Origin of the sequence: Marinobacter sp. SS8-8 (assembly GCF_030540945.1) — a bacterium.
Taxonomy (GTDB): domain Bacteria; phylum Pseudomonadota; class Gammaproteobacteria; order Pseudomonadales; family Oleiphilaceae; genus Marinobacter.
In genome coordinates this window covers 26,988-49,513 of record NZ_JASSVN010000011.1, presented here as the reverse complement: position 1 = coordinate 49,513, position 22,526 = coordinate 26,988, and the positions used below count along the sequence as shown (strand labels likewise).

Below are 22,526 nucleotides of genomic sequence, written 5' to 3'. Positions count from 1 at the left end.
GTTTCATTGTGCAACCAGGTTGGCGGAAAGTGAAGGGTAGGGTAGGGTAGGGGGAAATAATGATCAGCAGTCTCAGGGTAATAAAGGGTCAGCCTGGAGGCTGGCCCTTTATTGCACAGGTTTCAGAGCCTTTTATTGCTCAGCAGGGATCTCCTTCACCGGATTGGAAATGAAGTTGAGGTAGACGCCCTGTTCGGGGATCTGCAGGGGCAGATCGATCGTCACAATTTCTCCACCGGGAACTCCAAGAGCCCTGGCTCGAACGTTGATGTCGACCAGATTCGAGTTACGTTGTTCAATCTGCATCCGGCCGTCATTGAAGAAGGTGATGTTGCCCTCCAGTTCAAGCACGAATTCCCGGCCGTACAGATCGTGGCGGCCGCCCAGCGGTATTTCCATGTCCGGTGCATCCAGCATCAGTTCGGCGCGGGTCTTGAACACCGGCTGGCCATTGTCGCCTTCGGTAATTACCCCGGGGATCAGGCCCGAGCGGCTGCAGGATGGCCCGGAACAGGCCGGGTCGTCCTTAGCGTAGCGCATGCGAAGGACTTGGGTATTGGTGATGGACTCTTCCTGCAGCGGGATGAACCCGAAAACCCGAAGCTCTGTGAACACGCTGATTGATGTGGTCGCAAGCTGGGTGGGGTAGAGGTTCACCAGAATCCCCTCATCGCCTGTCGGCTCATACACACCGGGGCCGACAACTTCGGTATTCAGGGCGTAGGTCTGATAGATAAACTTGTTCTTCGGACACCGCTCACCGGTCTCGCAGCCAACCCGTGCATCGGCGGTACTGGCCACGATCACAGGAGGGGATGCTGAGGCCTGATTGTTCCGCACTCTCAGTTCGGTTGAGTTGGCTGAGGCTGCCCATCCGTCGTTGTCGCTGCCTTCATGGGCGAAAGGCTCAAGACAGTCCGGATTGGTGTTGGAGTCGCAGTCCACCAGGAAGTTGGCGTTGGTGTCCCGAACAGGCAGGTTCCGCAGAGGCGCGAACACGCTGTCCAATGGCTCGGCTCCGGTGAAGTAAATCACCATGTGGTCCGGCCCGTTGTTGTTGCCGCCGTCATTCAGCCCTTCAAGCAGGTCCGTTTTCAGGGCCAGGCCATCGGAATCACAAATCGAGGTGTAGGCCCCGTTAGTGCAGGTGTCGGCGTCTTCCGATGACTTCAGGGTGTAACGGTAGTGGGTGCCGACCTCCCAGGGTTGATCCGGGTAGAAGCGGATTCGCTGAAGGTTCTTCTCGAGCCGGCCGGGTACATCGCTTTCCAGAACCGTGATGGAACCATTTGATGCCTGGCTCACCTTTTCTACGACGAAGGTGTCGCCCGGAATAATGGATTCCAGGTCCATAGACTTTGAGAAGACCACGGTAATGGGGCGATCTGACGGCATGGTGCTGACTGGAAGTACATCACCGATACCCCCATCCGAATAACACTGTCCCAATACGCCCGCGGAGAGATCCAGCAGGCTGTGGTCGGTCTCGCAGGGGTAACCCGGATAGGTTGTCAGGGCCAGGGCCGGGCGTCGGGTCACAGATGAGCCGCCAATGTCATCCAGTGCAAACTGCAGTGGTGCTGTGGTGGCCGGATTGCCGGCCAGATCGGTCAGGCCATCAATCACGATTTGGTAGTCAACGCCATGGCTCAGACCATCTTCCGGATTGAGAATGACGGCGGTTCCGTCCAGGCGTGTCTCAAGGGCCTCTACAGGAATACCATCCGCAAACAGCGAGACCCCGGTCTCAATGGAATCCGCGGCCAGGGGCTCATCAAAGAACAGAATGATCGGGTCCCCTGGCCGCTGCATGGATTGCCGGGTGTCCGGAATGGCGTTCTCACCGCCGGGCATCCAGCTCACCAGGGTTGGCGGTGTGCTGTCAAGCTCCCTGAGCAACTCGGCATCAAGCACCGAGTCGGCATCGGTGGCGGCTTCCAGGTGAAATGCAATGGTTGAGTCAGTGTATTCCTGACCCAGGAGGTTCGGCTCCACCATGCCAATGGCATCGATAGTGAGAACGCCATCCTGCACCAGGGCGATGCCGCGCAATTCCACGCCCATCAGGTCCTGGGACAGAGCCGCGTTGGGCTGGGCATTCTCGGTGTTCATGGAGACATCCATAAACAGCGTGATGTGCCGGGGGGCATTGATATCATCGGTGTAGGGGTTGGGGCTGAGGTAGCCGGAGGCGTCTGACAACATGGTGACCTTGATATTGCCTGTAGTCTGGAGCTCACCGGTGGCTGCATCCAGAACCGGAACCTTGCCGCCGACCCGAACATCCAGGCTGGTGCTGCTCAGAACGCTTCCCCGGGCAATGCGCAACGGCAGTGCTTCATCGGCCTCGAACGCTGGCGCATAAGCCAGCTCGGCGAACAGGTCGCCGGTTTGCTGGGACGGCCCGGCGTTACCCTGAAGAACGGAGTTCAGGGTAACGCCATTGATAATCTGGCCGTTCAGTACAGACCGGGTCGCGGTTTCTCCGGTTTCTCCTGCTGCCAGGCCCGAGTCCACTGCCGATTGCTGGAGGACCACGGTCGGGCCAGTGTCCCGTGGTGTGAAGCTGAACTCACGATTGAGCCGCTCACCCTCGGGCCGGGTCTGACTGGCGAGGTTTTCGAGCCGGAGGGTGTAAGTCTGGGCTGTGTCGAGAGCATCGTTCTTGCTGCCGCACTGCTGGGGATCTTCGGCCAGGCACGGATCGACGGTTATCCGGTTGCCTTTGACCAGAACGGTTGCTGGAACAGCCTCGCCACTTTCGTCCAGCAGCTCGATTGAACCACCCAGACTCTTCCAGTCAGGGTGAACAGGGTGGGTCATTGCGAGCCGGAAGGTCGAGAAATTCATCGCTTCAAACGGCGTCCCACTGGCTGGCACCTGCCAGGCCACGTCAAACTCTTCGGCGGAGTTGGCCAGGCCGGCGATTCCGGAGAAGGCAGTACGGATATCGAACTGGATACCGGGCTCACCAACCGCGTTTGGCGTGGCTATCTGCCTGCCTCCCTCGGCCGTCAGTGGTTCGTCAAAAACAACCGTGTAGGATTGAAGTGCTTCCAGAACCGTGGCCGGCGACAACGTCAGGCTTCTGCCTTCGTCAATCCGGCTTACGGAGAAAGGTATGGACTGTCCGCCGGAGGAGGCCAGGCGAATTTTGGTCTGCAAGTTCGTATCTTCGTCGGTAATTCTGTGATTAAAACGGAGCACGATATCTGTTTTCGGGCTGACGTTCATCTGACCATCTGCCGGGTAGGAGTACACCACCAGGCCCGGAGTGGTTTTCTCGTTCATGGTCTGTTCATCCCCGCCGCAGGCTGCGAGCAGCAACGCGGGGATCAGTGCCAGTGTCTGGTTGTAATTCATGGCAAACCCTCCTTAAAACTTCAGGGTGACAGAGCCGCTGACAACATGAACGTCGCCGTCCGCCGTTACGGAAGTTTCGTTTCCGTCAAAATCCACCAGCGTAAAATCCCGCTCCTGCAATTGCTGGTACTGGTAGCCGATGTCCAGACGCACCGGATAGGCCAGCAGGCGGGTGCGGTCATAGGTGGCGCTCAGACCGAGGCCAACGACAATTTTGTCGGTGTCGAGATAGTTGATCTCCGGGTTGCGGGTGGATTTGAGCGGTGACTCCTCATAGGCAAGGCCGGCGCGCAGGGAGAAGTTTTTGTTGAGTGCGTACTCGGCGCCCACTCTGGGAATCAGGATGTCATCAAACTGAATCCGGTCACCCGGTGCCACGGAGCCCTGATCCTTAATGGTGTCACCAGCGAACTGCTCCTCAAGCCCCGACCAGTTCTGCTGCTCTATACTACCGCCGACACGCCAGCTATCGCCCTTGTACTGGGCGCCAAAACCGAAGGTCTCCGGCTGGAAAGAATCAATGGTGGAAACAGCAAGACTCAGGCCCGGGTCCGGAATGGTCTGGGTCACGATAATGTTGGAGTTGACTGTGGTGGAGGCAGAGGATTTGGTCCGGTAGGTAAAAGCCGTCTCCCATCCCTGAAAGAAACAATCGCTTTGCGGGCAAAAGGTGCTGCCAAGATCAATACTGGTTCCCAGGATGGTCTTCAGGGAAGGTTCGGCATTGACTGCAAGTCGCTCGCGAGTGGTTTCGCCGCCCAGAGTGGATACCGCCTCCAGGTTCGCCGTGGCATCAAGGGTGACTCGTACCGATGCTCCGGCAGAAATGCCACGCCAGATCGGCGTTGCGCCACCGATATTCAGGAACAAAGGCTCCCTGCCATATTGCAGGAATTGACCGCTTTCGGTGGTCTGCGAATCGAACGCCAGCATCTCCTTGCCGTACTTCTCGACACCGGCGATGAAGCCCAGGTAAATCGGATGTTTGAAGCGGGTCAGCGAGCCAAGGTTGGTCTTCATGCCAATCAGCACATGCTGGCTCGGTGAGTTGGAAAGCACATCGCCATTGGCGTTTGGGTTGGCGGAACGCAGCTCCTGCTCCGCGTGCAGGACACCGACCGTCAGCTCGCCGCGCTCGTCTTTGGTCAGGTAGGCCGGGTTGTAGTAGGTGGCGGATACCTGATCGTTGAACATGGACAGCGACTGGGCGGTTGCCACATCCACCGGCATGACCCCGTAGGTGGTGCCGAGGTTGCCCATGCTGGCACTGGCCGGCAGAGAGAGACCTGCTGACAGAGAGGCGATGGCGACGGACAGGGCCCGTAGTGATAGCCGGGAGGAAATAGCCATTGATACACTCCATTACTTCGTTGTTTTTATGCTCGGGCCGTGAGGTTGGTGAGAACACGGCTGGTATTTTTGTTCAGGAGGTAGTGTATTCGGCTTACCTTTTGGGCACGTTGGCTTTTTTGACAAGAATCGATGTCGTTACAACCACGTTCGCGGTAAGGCTTGGGCAAGGGAAGTGGGTAAACTGGAGGATCACGATGGAGTTTGCGTAAGTTATCGGAAAGCGCTTTTCAGGCTCGAATTGAGAGAGGCCCCTAAAAAGGAGTCTCTCGAAAGTGTGTAATGTTTTTTGACATTCCGTTGTTAGCTGGGCTGCGTTCTTCTCCTGAAAGCAACCAATCCGGTAAGCCCAAAGCCAAGCATGGCAAGTGTGCCCGGTTCAGGAACAGTTACGCTCCTTGCAAGATAATTCCATTCCTCGAATCCGCTGCCGACGTTGTCGTACTCGGTATAAAAGACAAAGTAATCTTCCGGCGCTCCTTGGATAAGACTCTCTAAGATGAACAGTTTTAGATCACCTTTCCCGCTGCCACACTGGCCTGCCGTGTCGCAGATGCTGGCTTGCAGATTGACAGTAACATCGCCGTTGGTGTCGTTGTCGAGACTCCAGACCGGTGTGTACCCGGCTAGCAAGTTACCGGCAGCGCTGCCGTCAAACTGTGTGCCCGTATATCCGCCAAAGCTTTCAGGAGTTTTTAACTTTTCGTCCCCCAGAAAGATTTGTATAGCTGTCAAATCGAGTTTATTGGCATCGCTTCCCGCACTTCCATTTTCATTGGCATCAAGGGAAAACTGGTAATAGGAAAGGCCACCAATGTCGATAGTGCCTAGGTCTCCAAATAAAACAGAGTGAGTCCACAGGCCTGCCTTGGTATCGAAGTTTATAGCTGGGTTGCCAGTGTCAGTATTATAACCACTTTGTGTGCCAGAGCTGTTCTGGATCCGAACAAAGGGTTTGAATACACCGGTGCCGGTGGCGGGGTTCGTGGGGTTTGCCTCCGCTTCAAATATAGTTCCGTCCTGCGTTGTCCCCGATGATTCGCCACAGGGTTCTGTAGCTGTACACCAAATCCTGATTAGCTGAGCCTGAGCACTGCCAACACCAAACGCTCCGCCAGCAATAATCCCTGTGAGTAAAGCTGCTTTTAAGACGCCGACCGTATTTTCCAACATCACAAATCTCCCTGCTTTCAGTGAGGCAGTAAACTCCTCTTCCGTACAGGCATTCAGGCAATAATTGGGCCACAATATATGACTCTATTTTTAATAGCATTTCTAAACGGGCTAGTGAGGGAATGTAAAAAAAACCGGCAAGATAAAGGTGGGCCCGGCAGGACTAGAAACTGCGACCAAGAAATTATTGAGTCTGCGTAAAACATATAATTGCTCTTGCGCGCTCAAGCAGCAAATTTTTGCTTAAACTTAAAATGCTGATGTGATTCAATCAGGCTTCCGCCACAGTCTGAGAGGACCTCAACGTTCCAGCCAATCGGGGGGCTTCATTGAACCTCAAATCACCCAAAGGCGCGGGAAAAGAATCTCGATCGAGCTCGGAGACAAATCCAGTTTTAGAGGCTTGCGGGGAGGTGCTTGGATCAACGCTGCTTCTTTCATTTGTTTGACAATAGTGTGCATGGTTCTCTCCTCTACACCCAATCTAGCTTTCGCATCGCTGCGAGTTAGTTCCCCGCCTCGAATCAGCTCCTTATATAAAAGACGCGTTCCAGGATGGAGCTTGGGTAGGCGCACTCCTCGTTCAATGATCATTTCTTGCTTGCACCTAAGATCGAAAAATACGTCGATTCTTTGATCAAGAGCTTGAGGATCCAGCAAACTACTGAAGTATTTCAACTGATCAACTGCCGTATCGATAAAATACTCAGTAAACGCCATCAGCCCACGATCAGAGAGAACACCTCTCCCGTCGCTGCTGCCTTGGCGCGGCATATCAGCCTGCGAGAGCGCCTTATAATAAGCATTGGTATCACGACCAAAACCACGACTCATAGACCACAATCCTATGCCTCCAAGCCCTGCTTGCCGCAGATAAAGGTCGGTGAACAGGCGCGCGACACGCCCATTTCCATCGAGAAATGGGTGGATGTAAAGCAGCCGATGATGTGATGCAGCCGCCGCAAGCATCGCCTGAGACGCTCTTACCTTGTCGAGGCGATAGTACTCATGAAATCGATTGAGCATGCTTGGCACCTCTTCGTAAGGTGGCGCAAGATGTTGCCCAACCGTCACAGCATTTTGGCGCAGCTGGCCTGGCACTAAATCGTATTCTTTCCCACTTTTCTCATCCTTTATCTTCAGTAGCTCTTCAGGTGCCCCTGAGTAAAAATCATGATGAAGCTGCTTGATTGTCTCCGGATGACACGCATCCCTTCCGTTCATGTCACCTTGGCCCAGCCTTGCTTCGACCTCCAACAGGCGCTTAACCTCTTTGAGATCTTCATCCTCTTCGATATCCGGCATTTCCTGGGCCCGTATAAGCTCAGCAGGCTCCGTTGAGTTACCCTCAATCTTGCACGAATAATAGGCATTTACATTTCGGAGGAGTGCCTCAATTGGCTCCCGGAGCGAATGCGGAATGGACGAATTGAGGGCCGCGTCCATCTGCATCATGCTAACCACTTTGGCATCAAGTTCGCTCGAAATCTTATCGAGGTCTATGTATCGAGTAACGTCTATCATTTACAGGTTCTTTTATTAAATTTGTCCATTTTTAACAGCCATTTAAAAATTTACTGCGTGTATAATTGCAAGTATACAGTGCGGTTAATTCTTAAGCGTAACTATTCAGCTCGCTTTTTCTCAAAAAGTGCTTGACAGGGTTTTTTCTCAAATCCCGGGAGTTTCGGCCACGCCCGAGGCATTGCGGTAAAGGGGCACTCAAGGTGTAAGCGGCTACCAGAACCTGCGCATATTCGGTGAATAACGCATCATAGTGCCAGCGAGCCAGTGAAGGATTCCGTTTGATTGCGTACTGAGAGGGGGCGTCGGGTCAGAGCGACCAGAGGTCGCTTTTCAGCGTTCGATCAGATACAAAATGGGGGCCGTTGAGAGAAGCGCAACACCGGTCAAGATGTGAGAGTCAGCCAGTGTAGCGCCCCTAAAGCATGCTTGCACATGTCTCGTGAAGTATCCCTCTTCATGGGGAGATAATCCAGTACTCATCGGCCAAGGAAGCCGGTGCCCTCAAGTGCTAGTGCTAGTGCTCGTCTGTTCAGCTGTGCCCGCTGTCGCCAATTTATGCTCTCAATACCAAAAGTGACGTAACCTGTTGAATAATGGTGGGCCCACCTGGACTCGAACCAGGGACCAAAGGATTATGAGTCCTCTGCTCTAACCAACTGAGCTATAGGCCCGTTAAGCGAACGCTGTTTGGCAAAGGTGTTTCCGGAGAGGAAACCGAGCGGGCGCCATTATACCGGTGAGGTGTGGCGCCCGCTACTGTTTGGGAAATTATCCCTGATTGCCCTGATCGTCAATGAAGCCACGCAGGTGATCGGAGCGTGACGGGTGGCGCAGCTTGCGCAGCGCCTTGGCTTCGATCTGGCGGATCCGCTCCCGGGTAACGTCGAACTGTTTGCCGACTTCTTCCAGGGTGTGATCGGTGTTCATCTCGATACCGAAGCGCATCCGCAATACCTTGGACTCGCGGGCTGTGAGCCCGGCCAGTACGGAGCGGGTGGCCTCGCGCAGGCCTTCGGCGGTAGCGGAATCCACCGGGGAGAGGGCCTGGATATCTTCGATGAAGTCGCCCAGGTGGCTGTCTTCGTCATCGCCGATCGGAGTTTCCATGGAGATTGGCTCTTTGGCAATCTTCAGGACCTTGCGAATCTTGTCCTCGGGCATTTCCATGCGTTCGCCAAGCTCTTCCGGCGTGGGCTCCCGGCCCATCTCCTGCAGCATCTGGCGGGAGATGCGGTTGAGCTTGTTGATGGTCTCGATCATGTGCACCGGAATACGAATGGTGCGGGCCTGGTCCGCGATGGAGCGGGTGATGGCCTGGCGAATCCACCAGGTGGCGTAGGTGGAGAACTTGTAGCCGCGGCGATACTCAAACTTGTCTACCGCCTTCATCAGGCCGATATTGCCTTCCTGAATCAGATCCAGGAACTGCAGGCCACGGTTGGTGTACTTCTTGGCGATGGAAATAACCAGTCGCAGGTTGGCCTCGACCATTTCCTTCTTGGCACGGCGGGCCTTGGCTTCACCAATGGAGACGCGGCGGTTGATTTCCTTGATGTCGGCGACGTCCAGATCCACTTCGTTCTGCACGTTCTGGATCCGTTTCTGGAGGCGAACAATCTCGTCAATGCGTTCCGAAATCGGCGCGGCGTAAGGCTTCTTGCTTTTGGCAATCTTGTCGGCCCAGTTCAGGTTGACCTCGTTGCCAGGGAAGGACTTGATGAAGTCCTTGCGTGGCATTTTGCAGTCACGCACGCAGATCTGCATGATCGCGCGCTCGTTCTCGCGCACGATATCATTGGTGGAGCGGACCACGTTGACCAGTTCATCGAATGCCTTGTTGGCCAGCTTGAATGGTGCGAACACCTGGCCCAGCTCGTTCAGGGCCTGCTGGGTTTTTTTGTCGGAACGGCCGTGCTTGGCCAGGGCCTTGTTGGCGGCATCCAGCTTTTCGTTGAGCAGTTCGAACCGGAGACGGGTTTCTTCCGGATCGGGTCCGTTATCGGTTTCTTCCTCGTTTGAGGAATCGTCGTCATCGTCGGAGGATGAGCCGGAATCATCCGAGCTGGCGGTGGTGTCCTCGCCCATGAACGGCTCGGCGTCGTCCGGGTCCAGAAAACCGGTTACCACATCGCTGATGCGGCCTTCGTTCTCGATAATGCGGTCGTAGGCCTGGCTAACGGTGCCGGTGATACCGGGGAAGTGGGCGACGGCAGCCATGACATCCCGAATGCCTTCCTCTATGCGCTTGGCGATGACGATTTCGCCTTCACGGGTCAGCAGTTCCACAGTGCCCATTTCCCGCATGTACATGCGGACCGGGTCTGTGGTGCGGCCAGCATCGGATTCCACAGCAGCGAGCGCGGCAGCGGCCTCGGCGGCAGCGGCTTCGTCGGCGGTGGAATCGCCATCGGTCATCAGAAGCGTGTCTGCGTCCGGTGCAACTTCAGACACCTGAATGCCCATGTCGTTGATCATGCGAATGATGTCTTCGACCTGATCCGGATCGGCGATGTCTTCCGGGAGGTGGTCGTTTACCTCGGCGTAAGTCAGGTAACCTTGTTCCTTGCCTCGGGCAATGAGGTCTTTCAAACGTGATTTTTGCGAATTGCCTGACATAGACACCCTGTGAACTCGCTTTTAGAAGGAAAAAAGTTAAACAGCCATTATAGCCGTCGCTCGGTTGCTCTGCCACCGAATGGTTAGATGGTGATCAGCGCATCAAGTTTCAAGTACTGTTAGTCCCCGGTGCCACCACTCAGGGCTCTCAGTTCCTGCCGTTCCTCGGCTGTGAGGTTAGACAGGTTTCGTAACAGCGTGGCAAGCCGCTGCTGGCGGGATGCCTCCTCGTTCGGGCTCAGCAGTTCCCGGGCGGCGGCCAGTGTGCTCTCCCGCGCCGGAATATGCTCAATCCCGTCAAACAGGTGGTAAAACCGCTCATGGGCCGATGTATCCAGTGCCAGTGCCCGAACCAGCGCTTTCCGGTTCTGGATGGCGTTCGCCAGAATCCAGTCGGCAAATTTCCGGGCCTGGTTGAACTGCCTGGAACTGCCGGCCAGTTCGGTTACCTCGGTCGCCAGGTCTGGTGCTTCCAGCAGGGCAAGGCAGAGAATGCTGTCCTTGCTGAGCTTCACATCAATGCGCTCTTCTGAGACCCGGTCCCTTCGCTCGCCGTTCCACCGTCCTTTCTGCCCCTGCTGGCGGTTCTGCCACGGGTTGCGACTGCCGCAAAGGCGGAGCATTTCGTGCCACATGGCATCCCGGAGGGTGCTTCTCGGCATCTTGTTGAGCAGAGGTTCAGCTCTGGCTCTCAGTTCGCCCCGGTGCTCCGGCAGTTGCAGGTCCAGCCCCTCGCTCTGCCGGTCAAACAGATACCGGGACAAAGGTGTGGCGCCATCGATGCGCTTCTGGAAGGCCTCGGGGCCCTCCTTGCGTACCAGGGTGTCCGGGTCCTCGCCCTGCGGCAGCATCAGAAACTGCAGGTGCAGGCCGTCGGCCATCAGTCCCAGAGCATTTTCCATGGCCCGGTCAGCGGCCCGGAAGCCAGCCTGGTCTCCGTCGAAACAGAACACAATGTGTCTGACCTGCCTCAGCAGGGCTGTCAGGCTGTCCTGATTCGTCGCCGTGCCCAGGGTTGCAACGGCGTAGTGAATGCCGTGCTGGGCGAGGGCGATAACGTCCATATAGCCTTCAACCACGAGTAATTTGTCGAGCTGCCGGATTGCCTGCCTGGCCTCAAACAGTCCGTATATCTCGCGGCTCTTATGAAAGACATCCGACTCCGGGGAGTTGATGTATTTCGCCTTGTCGTCACCCAGTGTACGACCGCCAAAGGCGACTGTTTTGCCCCGGCTGTTGCGAATCGGGAACATGACCCGGTTCCGGAACAGGTCCCTGGGCCGGCCGTATTTCTCGGACACCGTGCCGGTCTCGATCAGCGGGCCCTGGAGGTCTCTGTTCGCCGCATCGTACAGGGCGGTACCGGTTGAGGGTGCGTAACCCATCTGGTATTGCTCTACGATGGTGCTGTCCAGGCCTCGCTGCTTCAGGTAGTCCCGGGCATAGGCGCCCTGCTGGCCCTGCAGCGCTGAGTGATAGAAGCGGCTGGCAAAATCCAGAGCGTCTGTCAGTGTTCGGGCCTGTCGGATTTCCTGTTTCGCAGCCCGGTCATAGGGCACTTCCAGTCCGACCCGTTTGGCCAGTTCTTCAACTGCTTCGGTAAAACCCAGTCCGTCGAACTCCCTGACAAAGCTGATGGCATCGCCATGGGCACCGCAGCCGAAGCAGTGATAAAAGCCCTTGTCCGGCCGGACGTTGAACGAGGGTGTTTTCTCGTCGTGGAACGGACAGCAGGCCTTGTAATTGGCGCCGGCTTTCTTGAGCGTAATGCGTGAACCGATCAGTTCCGCCAGATCTATGCGATCCAGCAGGTTTTCAACAAACTGTTGAGGGATCAGTCCGCTCATGGAGGCTCCATACCAGGCCGTCATCGGAGTTGGCCAATAGCCAAAAATGCCGCCGAAGCCAGGCCTCGGCGGCATTTTTGAGTCGCTCTGTGCAGCCTGCGGCTGTACAGGCAATCAGTACTTTGCAGTCAAGCGGCGTCGGTAAAAACTTAGTACAGACGCTCGAATTTGCGCTGTTCCCGCTGAAGCTTCTTGAGATGACGCTTAACGGCAGCGGCTGCTTTGCGCTTACGAACAGCGGTCGGCTTCTCGTAGTGCTCGCGACGGCGTACTTCAGAAAGTACACCTGCTTTTTCGCAGGAACGCTTGAAGCGACGCAGTGCTACGTCAAACGGTTCATTCTCTTTCACTTTAACAGCTGGCATTCGAAAATCACCTACCTGATAGATTCGGTTTCAATTTTGTCCGCCTGGCATGGCCAGATCGGTTCTCGATCCCTGGTCAGATTGGCTAAGACTCGACCAGTGCATAATTTAGGGCGGCAATGATAGCGCCTGGCTTATGGCGAGGTCAATGTTTGTTCGATGAATCTGACAGAGGGTTTCGGGTTTCTGCTAAAATGCGCCTCGTTTTTAATGCTGCCAATCCATTTCTGCCAACCAATGTGGCCGGACACTATGCTGATACTGGGTATTGAGACCTCCTGTGATGAAACCGGCGTTGCACTGTATGACACCGGGCAGGGCCTGCTGGGCCACGCACTGTTCAGCCAGATAGCCATGCATGCGGATTACGGCGGTGTGGTGCCCGAGCTGGCTTCCCGGGACCACGTCCGCAAGCTCCTGCCACTGTGTGATCAGGTGCTGGCGGATGCCGGTCGAAGCCGCACCGATATAGAGGGCATTGCCTACACCGCGGGCCCCGGGCTGGTGGGCGCGCTTATGGTGGGTGGCGCTGTGGCTCATGCGCTGGGCTTTGCCCTGGGCATTCCCGTGCTGGGTGTGCATCACATGGAGGGGCATCTGCTGGCGCCCATGTTAGAGGACAATCCGCCCGCATTTCCTTTTGTGGCCTTGCTGGTTTCCGGCGGGCACACGCAGTTGGTGCGGGTTGATGGTATAGGTGCGTATGAAATGCTGGGTGAGTCGGTGGACGATGCCGCCGGTGAAGCCTTCGATAAAACCGCCAAGATGCTCGGCCTGGATTATCCAGGCGGCCCCCGGGTGGCGGCACTCGCGGAGAGAGGCGCTGAAGGGCGCTACCGGTTTCCGAGGCCAATGACCGACCGGCCCGGGCTGGATTTCAGTTTCAGTGGTCTGAAAACCTTTACCCTCAATACCGTGAATGCTGCCCGGGATTCCGGTGGGCTGGATGACCAGACCCGGGCGGATATTGCCCTGGCTTTTGAGGCGGCTGTCGTGGACACCCTGACCATCAAATGTCGCCGGGCCCTGGAGCAGACCGGCTGCAAGCGCCTCGTCATTGCCGGGGGCGTCAGCGCCAATAAACGGTTGCGGGCTGGGCTGGAAAAAATGACCGGGAAGCTGAAAGCCAAGGTGTTTTATGCCCGTCCGGAATTCTGTACCGATAATGGTGCCATGATTGCCTACGCCGGCGCCCAACGCATGAAAGCGGGCCAGCAGGATGGCGAGCGGATTGTGGCGGTGCCCCGTTGGCCGATGAGTACGTTACCGCCGATCAGTGAGCCTAGGTCTGCAGGGTTGATTGACTGATCTCTCGACCGAGTTATAGAGATCAGCCTCCCGCCCCTGTGCGAGCCGGATCAGGTTGTTGCGGTGGCGAACCACGATCAGGATGGCCAGCAGGCCAAACAGGGGCAGGGTTTCCGGCTCGATAACCGCGCTGATGAGCGGCCCGCTGATGATGGCCAGCAGCGAGGCGAGGGCTGAAATTCGCCAGCGCCAGATCACCAGCGTCCAGATGGCAGCCATCACCAGCGTGGTTAGCGGCGCCAGGGCAAGACCGGCACCGAGCGCGGTTGCCACGCCTTTGCCGCCCTGAAACCGGTAGAACACCGGGATCATGTGGCCGGTCACTGCGCACAGCGCCACGACAGCCTGAACCATCACCGAGAGGCCGGCAGCGTGAGCCAGCCAGACCGGGAGCCAACCCTTGGCGGCGTCGAGTGCGAGCGTCATCAGGGCTGGCGGCCAGCCTCCGGTGCGGTAAACGTTGGTTGCGCCCGGATTGCCGGAGCCCTGGGTCCTGGGATCCGGTAGCTTCCAGAGCCGGGAAACTGGCAGTGCGAACAGCACTGAGCCGACCATATAAGCGGCGGCATAGAGCAGAACGGTTAATACCGGGTCACTGGGAATCATGCTGTGGGCTCGGAAGCGAAGACGTATCTGGTCATTGTGTGCGAAAATGCCGGCCCTGAAAACGCCGGCCAGCTTGCTCACAATATCCCCTGGTTGTGCGTTATTCAATCACCTGTTGTTCAACCACCAACGAGCGGAAGAGTCCGGGAGTCCCCTTGGCAGACAGCGTGTTTATCGAAGGCCTGGTTGTGGAGACAGTGGTCGGTGTCTACGACTGGGAACGGGAAGTCACCCAGAGCCTGGTCATCGACCTGGAGATGGCCTGGGATAACCGGTTGCCTGGCCGTTCCGATGATGTTGCCGACGCTCTGGATTACGCCACAGTCAGTCGCAGGGTCGAGACCTGCCTGAAAGCGCTCAGGCCAAAACTGCTTGAACACGGCGCCGAGGTCCTGGCGGGGGTTCTGCAGGCGGAATTTGGCGTAACCTGGCTCAGGCTGGCGATACGTAAACCGGGTGCCGTGCCCGGCGCGAAGGCCGTGGGCGTGTGCATTGAAAGGGGGGTGCGGTAATGTCGGGTACTGTCCGGGTCTACCTCAGTATTGGCAGCAACGTAGACCGGAAGCGATACGTTATCGCCGCTCTTGATGCCCTGCACGAATGGTTTGGTGAGCAGATTATCTCACCGGTGTATGACAGCGAGGCCGTGGGGTTTGAAGGCTCACCGTTCCTGAATCTGGTCGTGGGTGTCGACACGGCACTTCCGGTTGCCGAGCTGTCCCGGCGCTTCAAGCAACTTGAGGCGGACAATGGCCGGCGCAGGGATGCCCCGAAGTTCAGTGCCCGAACCCTGGATCTGGACATTCTGACCTACGGCGACGTTGTTGGCCGGGTTGATGGGGTCGAGCTGCCTCGGGGCGAAATCCTCAAGAATGCCTTTGTTCTTAGGCCCCTGGCAGATATTGCCCCGGAAGCCGTGCATCCGGTGTGCGGTAAGTCCTATGGCCAGCTGTGGCGCCGATACAACACCGGCCAGAAACTCCGGCCGGTGGATTTCAGCTGGCAGGGGCGGCAGATATCAAGAGCGGTCGCTGACTGAGCGAAACAGTTTAATGAGGTGGTCGGTGGAGCTGTCGCTGTCCTGGTCGCCGGCGTCCTGGCCAAGCAGGCGGGGCAGAATGCCTTTGCCGAGCTGTTTGCCCAGTTCCACCCCCCACTGATCAAACGAATCCACATCCCAGATCACGCCTTGCACGAAGGTCCGGTGTTCGTAGAGCGCGATGAGTGCGCCGACGGTTTCCGGCGTTGCCTTCTCCATCGTCAGGGTGTTGCTCGGCTTGTTGCCCGCAATCACTTTGTGGGGAGCAAGCCGCTCAATCTCAGCGTCGGAGCGCCCTTCCGCCGCCAGTTCTGCCCTGGCTTCTTCCAGGGATTTGCCGGCCATCATGGCTCTGGACTGGCTCAGGCAATTGGCAAACAGGTCCGCATGATGGGTGGCAACCGGATTGTGAGTGGTCAGGGGGATGATGAAGTCTGCCGGAATCAGGCGGGTGCCCTGGTGAATCAACTGGTGGTAGGCGTGCTGCCCGTTGGCACCAACCCCACCCCAGATGACCGGCCCGGACTGCCAGGCCAGGGCCTCGCCGCCCTGGGTCACGCTCTTGCCGTTGCTCTCCATGTCCAGTTGCTGGAGATGGTCCGGCAGGCTGCGCAGGTAGTGATCGTAGGGCAGGATGGCGTGGGTCTCGGCGCCCCAGAAATTGTTGTACCAGACCCCGAGCATCGCCATGACGACCGGCAGGTTCTGGTGCAGTGGCGCCTCCCGGAAGTGCTGGTCCATGGCATGGGCGCCGGCCAATAGAGCCCGGAAGTTGGCCATACCGACGGTAAAAGCGATGGGCAACCCGATGGCGGACCAGAGGGAGTAACGGCCTCCGACCCAGTCCCACATGGGAAAGACATTGTCCGGATCGATTCCGAAATTCTGTGCCGCCGGCACATTGGCCGTAACGGCCATGAAATGCCGGGAAATCGCCTGTTCGTCGCCGCAGTGGTCAAGGAACCACTGGCGCGCCACCTTACTGTTTTCCAGGGTCTCCTGGGTCCGGAAGGATTTGGACTGGATCAGAAACAGGGTGGTTTCCGGGTTCACCTGCCGGAGTGTTTCACAGATCTCGGTGCCGTCGATGTTGGCCACGTAATGGCACGGTACGCCAGACTGTCCGTACGGCTGGAGTGCCTCGCCCACCAATTTGGGCCCGAGGTAGGAGCCGCCGATACCGATGCTCACGACGTCAGTAAAGGGTTTGCCGGTGTATCCGGTGCGGCTGCCGCTCAGCACGCCGTTCACCAGCGTTTCCATCCGTGCCAGGGTGCGCTGTACCTCGGCAACGACGTCCTGGCCGTTCACCATGATGGTCTCCGTGCCCGGATTGCGAAGGGCCGTATGCAGGGCGGGGCGGTCCTCGGTGACGTTCACGCGGTCACCCCGCAGCAGTGCCTCGCGCCGGGCTTCCAGGTTGCAACTGCTTGCCAGTGCCAGCAGCGCCTCAAGCACCTCGTCGGTGAGCCGGTTCTTGGAGAAATCCAGTGACAGTCCCGCCGCCTCGATAAAGTAGCGCCTTGCCCGCTCGGGATCCCGCCCGAAGAGATCCGTCATGGGAATGCCGTCGAGGCGTTCCCTGTGTTCCTTCAGTGCCTGCCATTCGGGTTTTGAGGTCAGTACTGCCGGATTTTTGGACATCAGAGTTTCCTTTTCTGTGGGCTTATCGGATTACCGACAGGTTATCAATCAAACGGGTTGTGCCGAGGAAGGCCGCCGCCAGGAGAGTGATCTCCTGATCATCCGGGCTGGCCGGCTTGAGGGTCCGGCTATTCACGATGTTGAAATAATCCGGACGCAGCCCGGCCTTGCCCAGGCTTTGCTCAGCTTCGCTTTCCAGAGCCTGGAAGTCTGTACGACCATCGGCGATTTTTCCGGCCGTGGCCTGCAGGGTCTGGTACACAACCGGAGCGATTTTCCGTTCATCAGCTGTGAGGTAGCCATTTCGGGAGCTTTTCGCCAGACCATCGTCCTCCCGAACGGTGGGCGCCCCAACGACATCGACAGGCATCATCAGATCGCGGACCATTTTCCGGATGACGGCGAGTTGCTGGAAGTCCTTCTCGCCAAACACCGCAAGGTCCGGCTGAACCATGTTGAACAGCATGGTCACCACCGTTGCAACGCCTTCAAAGTGACCGGGCCGGCTGGCGCCGCAGTGGCCATCACTCACATCCGGTACAACGACCTGGGTCTGTTTTGCCAGCCCTTCCGGATACACTTCGTCCAGGGTAGGGGCGAATACCAGGGTGTTGCCGGCCGAAGCGAGCTTATCCTGATCTTCAGCCAGGGTTCTCGGGTACTTGTCCAGGTCTTCACCGGCTCCGAACTGCATTGGATTGACAAAGATGCTGGTAACCACAACATCCGCCATCTCGGCCGCTTTTCGGACCAGGGAGACGTGGCCCTCGTGCAGATTTCCCATGGTTGGCACCAGGCCGATGGTTTTGCCCTGGCCGCGGTAGCCGCGAAGGATGGTCCTCAGTTCTTTCAGGGAATGTATGGTTCTCATGCCTTGAACGTATGCTCCTCAGCGGGGAATGTGCGCTCGCCGACGGCGTTCACATAGGCTTCAATCGCCTCCTGTACCGAATGCGTCTCGGCCAGGAAGTTTTTCACGAACCTCGGTTTGCGGCCGGTGGTGATGCCGAGCATGTCATGCAGTACCAGGACCTGGCCGTCGGTATCCGAGCCCGCACCAATGCCAATTACCGGAGCCCTGACGGCCTGGGAGATTCGTGCGGCCAGCGGCGCTGGAACACATTCCAGCAGAATGAGGTCGGCGCCGGCTGACTCCAGTTCGCAGGCATGTTCGATCATCATCTCCGCTGCCTTTTCGTCACGGCCCTGTACCTTGTAGCCGCCAAACTTGTTGACGAACTGCGGTGTCAGGCCCAGGTGTGCACACACGGGCACGCCGCGTTCGCTCAGGGCGGCGATGGTGTCTTTCATCCAGTCGGTGCCTTCGAGTTTCACCATGTGGGCGCCGGCGCGCATCAGTTCCGCAGCGTTCTCCAGGGCGGCCTCAACGGTTCCGTAACTCATGAACGGCATGTCCGCCATGATCAGGGAGCCGCGGTTACCCTTGGCGACACAGCTGACGTGGTACACCATCTGGTCCATGGTCACCGGCAGAGTGCTGTCGTGGCCCTGTAGCACCATGCCAAGGGAATCGCCAATCAGAATAACGTGAACGCCCGCTTCGCTGACGACCTGGGAGAAGGTGGCGTCGTAGGCGGTAAGAGCGGCGAAGGCTTCGCCCTTTTGCTTGAATTCACGCAGGGTATTGATGGTAACAGCCATAGAATCCTTGCCTTTTGGTTGGGTGGGCCTGGACCGGGCCGGGCTTCCGGCACTGAAGTGTTAAGGGTAATCCGCGGGTGGAAGCTTGCGCAAGCGGTTGTCCGGGCATTGGCGGCGCAGAGTGGCAACCGGCGTTCCGTCCGGCAATGTCAGGCCTGGGTTCAGGTCCAGTAGGGGCTGGAGGGCAAAGTCGCGATTTGGCAGTTCCCTGTGGGGTACGGTAAGCCGTTCATCATCCAGTGCCCGGTCCCCAAACAGCAGCAGGTCCAGGTCGAGGGTTCGGGGGCCCCAGCGCCGGAGCCGTTCCCGGCCGTGAGCCTGCTCGATTGACAGCAGTTGGTCGAGCAATTGATGGGGTTCCAGCGATGTTTTCAGCCACACGGCGCCGTTGACAAAGTCTGGCTGGTCCTGGGGGCCCACGGGCCGGCTCGCATAAAAGGCTGATTGGGCCACGAGACTGGTGTCCGGCAGGGCAGCCAGTTCGGAAACAGCCCGGGCGAGCTGGGCAGCAGGCGCTTCGAGATTGCTGCCCAGCCCGATGAACGCATCGGTCAGCATTGCTGTGGTGGTCTTTGAGCCGGTTTGCGGCGGCGCTTTCGCTTTTTCGGCGCGTCGCTGGCCAGTTCGGAGAGCATCCGTTCCTGGCGCCGCTCATCCGCTTGCTGGAACTCGGTCCACCATTGGCCCAGGCCTGGCTCAATCTCGCCAGAATTCTCCCGGACCAGCAGGAAATCGTAGGCAGCCCGGAACCGGGGGTGCGTCATGGTAACAAAGGCCCGTTTGCCCTGGCGGCGAGGCAGACGCATCTGGAGTTCCCAGATTTCCTTCATCGGCCCCGAGAAGCGTTTGGGAATTGAGGTTGCCTGCACCTGTCGGCCTATTACCTTGCCGATGGCGCCGTGCAGTGCGGGTTGAACCGGATCGCCATTGTCCTGTCTGCGATGCCATTCCGCCTGGAGTGCAGGCCAGAGCATGGCGGCAAACAGGAAGTAGGGGGTGACCGATTTGCCCTGGGCAATACGGGCGTCGGTGTTCCGGAGCGCCTGGCGGATCAGTTCATCCGGCTCGCCGGCCTCTATGGCCCTGACGGTTTCAGGAAACAGTGGCTCGAGCAGGTTGTAACGGGTTAACAGATCGTAGGTGGCCTCGCCGTGGCCAGCGGAAAACAGCTTGAGCACTTCATCAAACAGCCGGGCGGAAGGGATATGGCTCAGTAACGGGGCCAGCTCTTTTATCGGGGCTTCGGTTTCCGGTTCGATATCAAACCCGAGCTTGGCGGCAAACCGGATGGCCCGGAGCATACGAACCGGGTCTTCCCGGTAACGGGTTTCCGGGTCGCCAATCAGGCGCAGTTGCCGGTTACGCAAATCTTCTATGCCGTTGGCGAAATCGATGATGGTGAAGTCGCGAATGCAGTAGTACAGGGCGTTTACCGTAAAGTCCCGGCGCAGGGCGTCTTCTTCGTGATTGCCGTAGACATTATCCCGGAGCAGTAGTCCATGTTCGCTGGTTCTGCGATCATCATCGGCGTCGGTATCGGCTTCTGTGGTGTTGCCCCGGAAGGTGGTTACTTCGATGACTTCCCGGCCAAACACCACATGAACAATTCGGAACCTGCGGCCGATCAGCCGGGAGTTGCGGAACAGGTCGTGTACTTCCTCCGGCGTGGCGTTGGTGGCTATGTCAAAATCCTTGGGTATCCCACCCAGCAGGATGTCTCTGACGCCGCCACCGACCAGGTAGGCTTCATAGCCTGACTTGTTCAGGCGATGCAGCACCTTCTTGGCGGGCTCGCTGATGACCGAACGGGAGACGTTGTGTTGATCCCGTGGAATTTCCCGCCGCTGGTAGATGAGGGCTTTCTTTTTCCCGTTACCGGACATGAACGAACGGAATTTACCGACCGATTGCTCGACGAGTGTGAAAATTGATTTAGGCATTGAAATCCGTGGCCGCGATGAGCAAAAACCGAGAGTTTAACGGTTTGAGCAGGATTTGCACACGTCTGCCGTGGATTACAGTTCCGGTGCCCAGAAAATCAAAAGGCGGATCCGTTTACACGAATCCGCCCTCAAAGCGTTGACGATCTGCATTATTTTTGTTTTTGCCGGGATTTTTCTTCGTTTTTGTACCCCACTGTCTATCCCCAAATCTGGGGCATATCAACAGTGCAAACGGAAAGCTTTGAATACATAGAGCAGCCAGAGACACCGGGCGGGTTTGGAGTAGCTGCAGCGTTACCTGTAAGGTGATTCTTCTCTGCACCTACAACTCGCACGTGCCGTGGGACCACTAAAAAGCAAAGTACCCAAAACACTCAGTTCGCTCACGTTCTGTTTTTGTTTTTGTTGCCGAACGTTTTCCCGCAGCTTTTTGTTTTTGTTGTGGCGCTGCTTTGTCACTCTTGTTTTTGTTGTTGTGCGCTTAATTGTCTGCAGTCCGTGTGCCAGTTTTTTAATTTTATTGATTAACAATACCTTACGATTTTGTAGGCCATAAGTGTTACCCCGTATCCGACCTAAGTGTTACTGAGATTACGTTACTTCAGGAGGAAGTGTTACCGAGAGGAACAAAAGGTAACAACTGAGTTCCCGTTCACACTATTCCGGATTCCGGCTTCAGTTTCCTGAGGGTTTTTTTCGCGGGATCCCGAGGCGCTGGCGACGTTCCCACAGGGACTTCCGGCTGATACCCAGTTTCTGGGCCAGCTCGGTTTCGCTCATGCGGTCCTGATTCTCGAGAACGAAGTGCTGGAAGTAGTCTTCCAGGGAAAGGTCGTTGGCTGAATCTGCTTCCCGGGTCCGGGTCTGCTCATGGTTGCCTGCTACCAGCGTTTCCGGGATGTACTCGTCGCCGCCTTCACTGTCGAGGTCCAGTAGCGCCGGGCTAATAACATCGCCATCACTGAGGATGGTGGCCCGCTCAATGGCGTTTTCCAGCTCCCGCACGTTACCGGGCCAGCGGTGGCGTTCGAGGGCCCGCATGGCTTCCGGGCTGAGATTGAGGTTGGGTTTACCCATCTTCTCACCCTGGCGCTTCAGGAAACGGCGGGCCAGGCCGAGAATGTCGCTGTGACGCTCCCGTAACGGCGGGATCCGGATCTGCATGACATTCAGCCGGTAGTAAAGGTCTTCCCGGAACTCGCCCGTGCGTGTCATGGCTTTGAGGTTTCGGTGGGTAGCCGCAATCATCCGCACGTTCACCTTGCGGCTCTGAGTGGAGCCAACCTTGCGGATTTCGCTCTCCTGCAGAACCCGCAGCAGGCGGGCCTGGGCCTCTGCGGGCAATTCACCGATTTCATCCAGGAACAGGCTGCCGCCATCGGCGGCTTCGATCAGGCCCGTCCTCGCTGAGACCGCGCCGGTAAAGGCACCCTTCTCATGGCCGAACAGTTCCGATTCAATCAGGCTTTCGGGGATCGCTGCACAATTCACCGAAATTAACGGCTTGGTCGCGCGCGGGCTCATCAGGTGAAGGGCGCGGGCGGCCAGCTCCTTCCCGGTACCGGACTCCCCCTGGATCAGCACGGTGGTTTCCGTGGGCGCAACCTTTCGAATCAGGATAAACACGCGCTGCATGGGTTCGCAATCGCCGAACATGATGTTGGCGGGATCGCTGCTTTCGGGTATTTCAGCGGTGGCGGCGGGTTCACCGCCGGTGTTCTGGCCAGACGGTTTTCGAGCCAGGATATTCTCTACGGCAGCCAGCATTTCATCGTGGTCGAACGGTTTGGCGATGTATTCAACGGCACCCATCTTCATGGAATCCACGGCCGAGCGCAGGCTGGCGTAGCTGGTCATGATCAGCACCGGGGTGTTCGGCGCCCGGTTGATCAGCTCGGTGCCGGCAGCACCGGGCAGGCGAAGATCGGAGATGATCAGGTCAAACTGGTCCGGTTCGTGGTTCTGTTCGGCTTCCTCGACGGATGAGGCATCGGCGACTTCATAGCCGGCGTGCTGCAGCAGCTTGCGTACCGCTGAGCGAATAATGTCTTCGTCTTCCACGATCAGAATTCGAGGCATAACA

General features: G+C 57.5%; 16 protein-coding genes, 1 tRNA gene and 1 pseudogene. 3 read left to right on the top strand and 15 right to left on the bottom strand.

Annotated elements, in window-relative coordinates:
* Positions 1-132 precede the first annotated feature (132 nt).
* The 8 genes from QPL96_RS12185 to rpsU all read right to left on the bottom strand — a co-directional run bounded on the left by QPL96_RS12185 (position 133) and on the right by rpsU (position 12,241).
* A complete protein-coding gene (locus tag QPL96_RS12185) occupies positions 133-3,363 on the bottom strand; it encodes an Ig-like domain-containing protein (protein ID WP_303287641.1) in 3,231 nt (1,076 codons plus the stop codon).
* A gap of 12 nt (positions 3,364-3,375) precedes the next feature.
* A complete protein-coding gene (gene aupA, locus QPL96_RS12180) occupies positions 3,376-4,713 on the bottom strand; it encodes an alkane uptake protein AupA (protein WP_303287640.1) in 1,338 nt (445 codons plus the stop codon).
* A 303-nt stretch (positions 4,714-5,016) separates the two neighbouring features.
* A complete protein-coding gene (locus QPL96_RS12175) occupies positions 5,017-5,886 on the bottom strand; it encodes a PEP-CTERM sorting domain-containing protein (RefSeq protein ID WP_303287639.1) in 870 nt (289 codons plus the stop codon).
* Positions 5,887-6,222: 336 nt separating this feature from the next.
* Positions 6,223-7,410: a Fic family protein gene (locus QPL96_RS12170; protein WP_303287638.1), complete on the bottom strand. Its 1,188-nt coding sequence runs from the start codon at positions 7,408-7,410 to the stop codon at positions 6,223-6,225.
* A 597-nt stretch (positions 7,411-8,007) separates the two neighbouring features.
* Positions 8,008-8,084: transfer RNA gene (locus QPL96_RS12165), tRNA-Ile, on the bottom strand.
* 97 nt (positions 8,085-8,181) lie between these two features.
* Positions 8,182-10,029 (bottom strand): RNA polymerase sigma factor RpoD, encoded by a 1,848-nt coding sequence (gene rpoD / locus QPL96_RS12160; RefSeq protein WP_303287637.1) that lies wholly within the window; start codon positions 10,027-10,029, stop codon positions 8,182-8,184.
* Between the two features lie 119 nt (positions 10,030-10,148).
* Positions 10,149-11,876 carry a DNA primase gene (gene dnaG / locus QPL96_RS12155; protein WP_303287636.1) on the bottom strand — a complete coding sequence of 576 codons (1,728 nt, stop codon included), beginning with the start codon at positions 11,874-11,876 and terminating at the stop codon, positions 10,149-10,151.
* A gap of 149 nt (positions 11,877-12,025) precedes the next feature.
* A complete protein-coding gene (rpsU, locus tag QPL96_RS12150; RefSeq protein WP_007153483.1) occupies positions 12,026-12,241 on the bottom strand; it encodes a 30S ribosomal protein S21 in 216 nt (71 codons plus the stop codon).
* 252 nt (positions 12,242-12,493) lie between these two features.
* On the opposite strand from rpsU, the gene tsaD reads away from it, so the two are divergent.
* Complete coding sequence (gene tsaD / locus QPL96_RS12145; RefSeq protein ID WP_303287635.1) at positions 12,494-13,549, top strand: tRNA (adenosine(37)-N6)-threonylcarbamoyltransferase complex transferase subunit TsaD; 1,056 nt, start codon at positions 12,494-12,496, stop codon at positions 13,547-13,549.
* 27 nt (positions 13,550-13,576) lie between these two features.
* On the opposite strand, the pseudogene plsY reads toward tsaD, so the two are convergent.
* Positions 13,577-14,155 (bottom strand): annotated as a pseudogene (plsY, locus tag QPL96_RS12140) (glycerol-3-phosphate 1-O-acyltransferase PlsY); the annotation flags it as partial.
* Positions 14,156-14,310: 155 nt separating this feature from the next.
* Here plsY and QPL96_RS12135 point away from each other — a divergent pair.
* The gene (locus QPL96_RS12135; protein WP_303287634.1) at positions 14,311-14,667 is read left to right on the top strand and encodes a dihydroneopterin aldolase; all 357 of its coding nucleotides are present in this window, start codon (positions 14,311-14,313) and stop codon (positions 14,665-14,667) included.
* On the top strand, positions 14,667-15,194 hold the full coding sequence (gene folK, locus QPL96_RS12130) for a 2-amino-4-hydroxy-6-hydroxymethyldihydropteridine diphosphokinase (RefSeq protein ID WP_303287633.1): 528 nt from the start codon (positions 14,667-14,669) through the stop codon (positions 15,192-15,194). Before QPL96_RS12135 ends, folK (QPL96_RS12130) begins: the two co-directional genes overlap by 1 nt.
* Here folK (QPL96_RS12130) and pgi read toward each other — a convergent pair.
* From pgi to QPL96_RS12100, 6 genes are all read right to left on the bottom strand, one after another.
* Entirely contained in the window at positions 15,174-16,838 is a 1,665-nt protein-coding gene (gene pgi, locus QPL96_RS12125) for a glucose-6-phosphate isomerase (RefSeq protein ID WP_303287632.1), read from the bottom strand. The genes folK (QPL96_RS12130) and pgi overlap by 21 nt on opposite strands.
* Positions 16,839-16,860: 22 nt before the next feature.
* A complete protein-coding gene (panC, locus tag QPL96_RS12120) occupies positions 16,861-17,709 on the bottom strand; it encodes a pantoate--beta-alanine ligase (RefSeq protein ID WP_303287631.1) in 849 nt (282 codons plus the stop codon).
* Positions 17,706-18,500, bottom strand: a complete 795-nt coding sequence (gene panB, locus QPL96_RS12115) for a 3-methyl-2-oxobutanoate hydroxymethyltransferase (RefSeq protein ID WP_303287630.1) — start codon at positions 18,498-18,500, stop codon at positions 17,706-17,708. Before panB ends, panC begins: the two co-directional genes overlap by 4 nt.
* 60 nt (positions 18,501-18,560) lie before the next feature.
* Positions 18,561-19,058: a 2-amino-4-hydroxy-6-hydroxymethyldihydropteridine diphosphokinase gene (gene folK, locus QPL96_RS12110; protein ID WP_303287629.1), complete on the bottom strand. Its 498-nt coding sequence runs from the start codon at positions 19,056-19,058 to the stop codon at positions 18,561-18,563.
* Entirely contained in the window at positions 19,052-20,383 is a 1,332-nt protein-coding gene (pcnB, locus tag QPL96_RS12105) for a polynucleotide adenylyltransferase PcnB (RefSeq protein ID WP_303287735.1), read from the bottom strand. Before pcnB ends, folK (QPL96_RS12110) begins: the two co-directional genes overlap by 7 nt.
* A 735-nt stretch (positions 20,384-21,118) precedes the next feature.
* Positions 21,119-22,522: a sigma-54 dependent transcriptional regulator gene (locus QPL96_RS12100; RefSeq protein WP_303287628.1), complete on the bottom strand. Its 1,404-nt coding sequence runs from the start codon at positions 22,520-22,522 to the stop codon at positions 21,119-21,121.
* Positions 22,523-22,526: the final 4 nt, after the last annotated feature.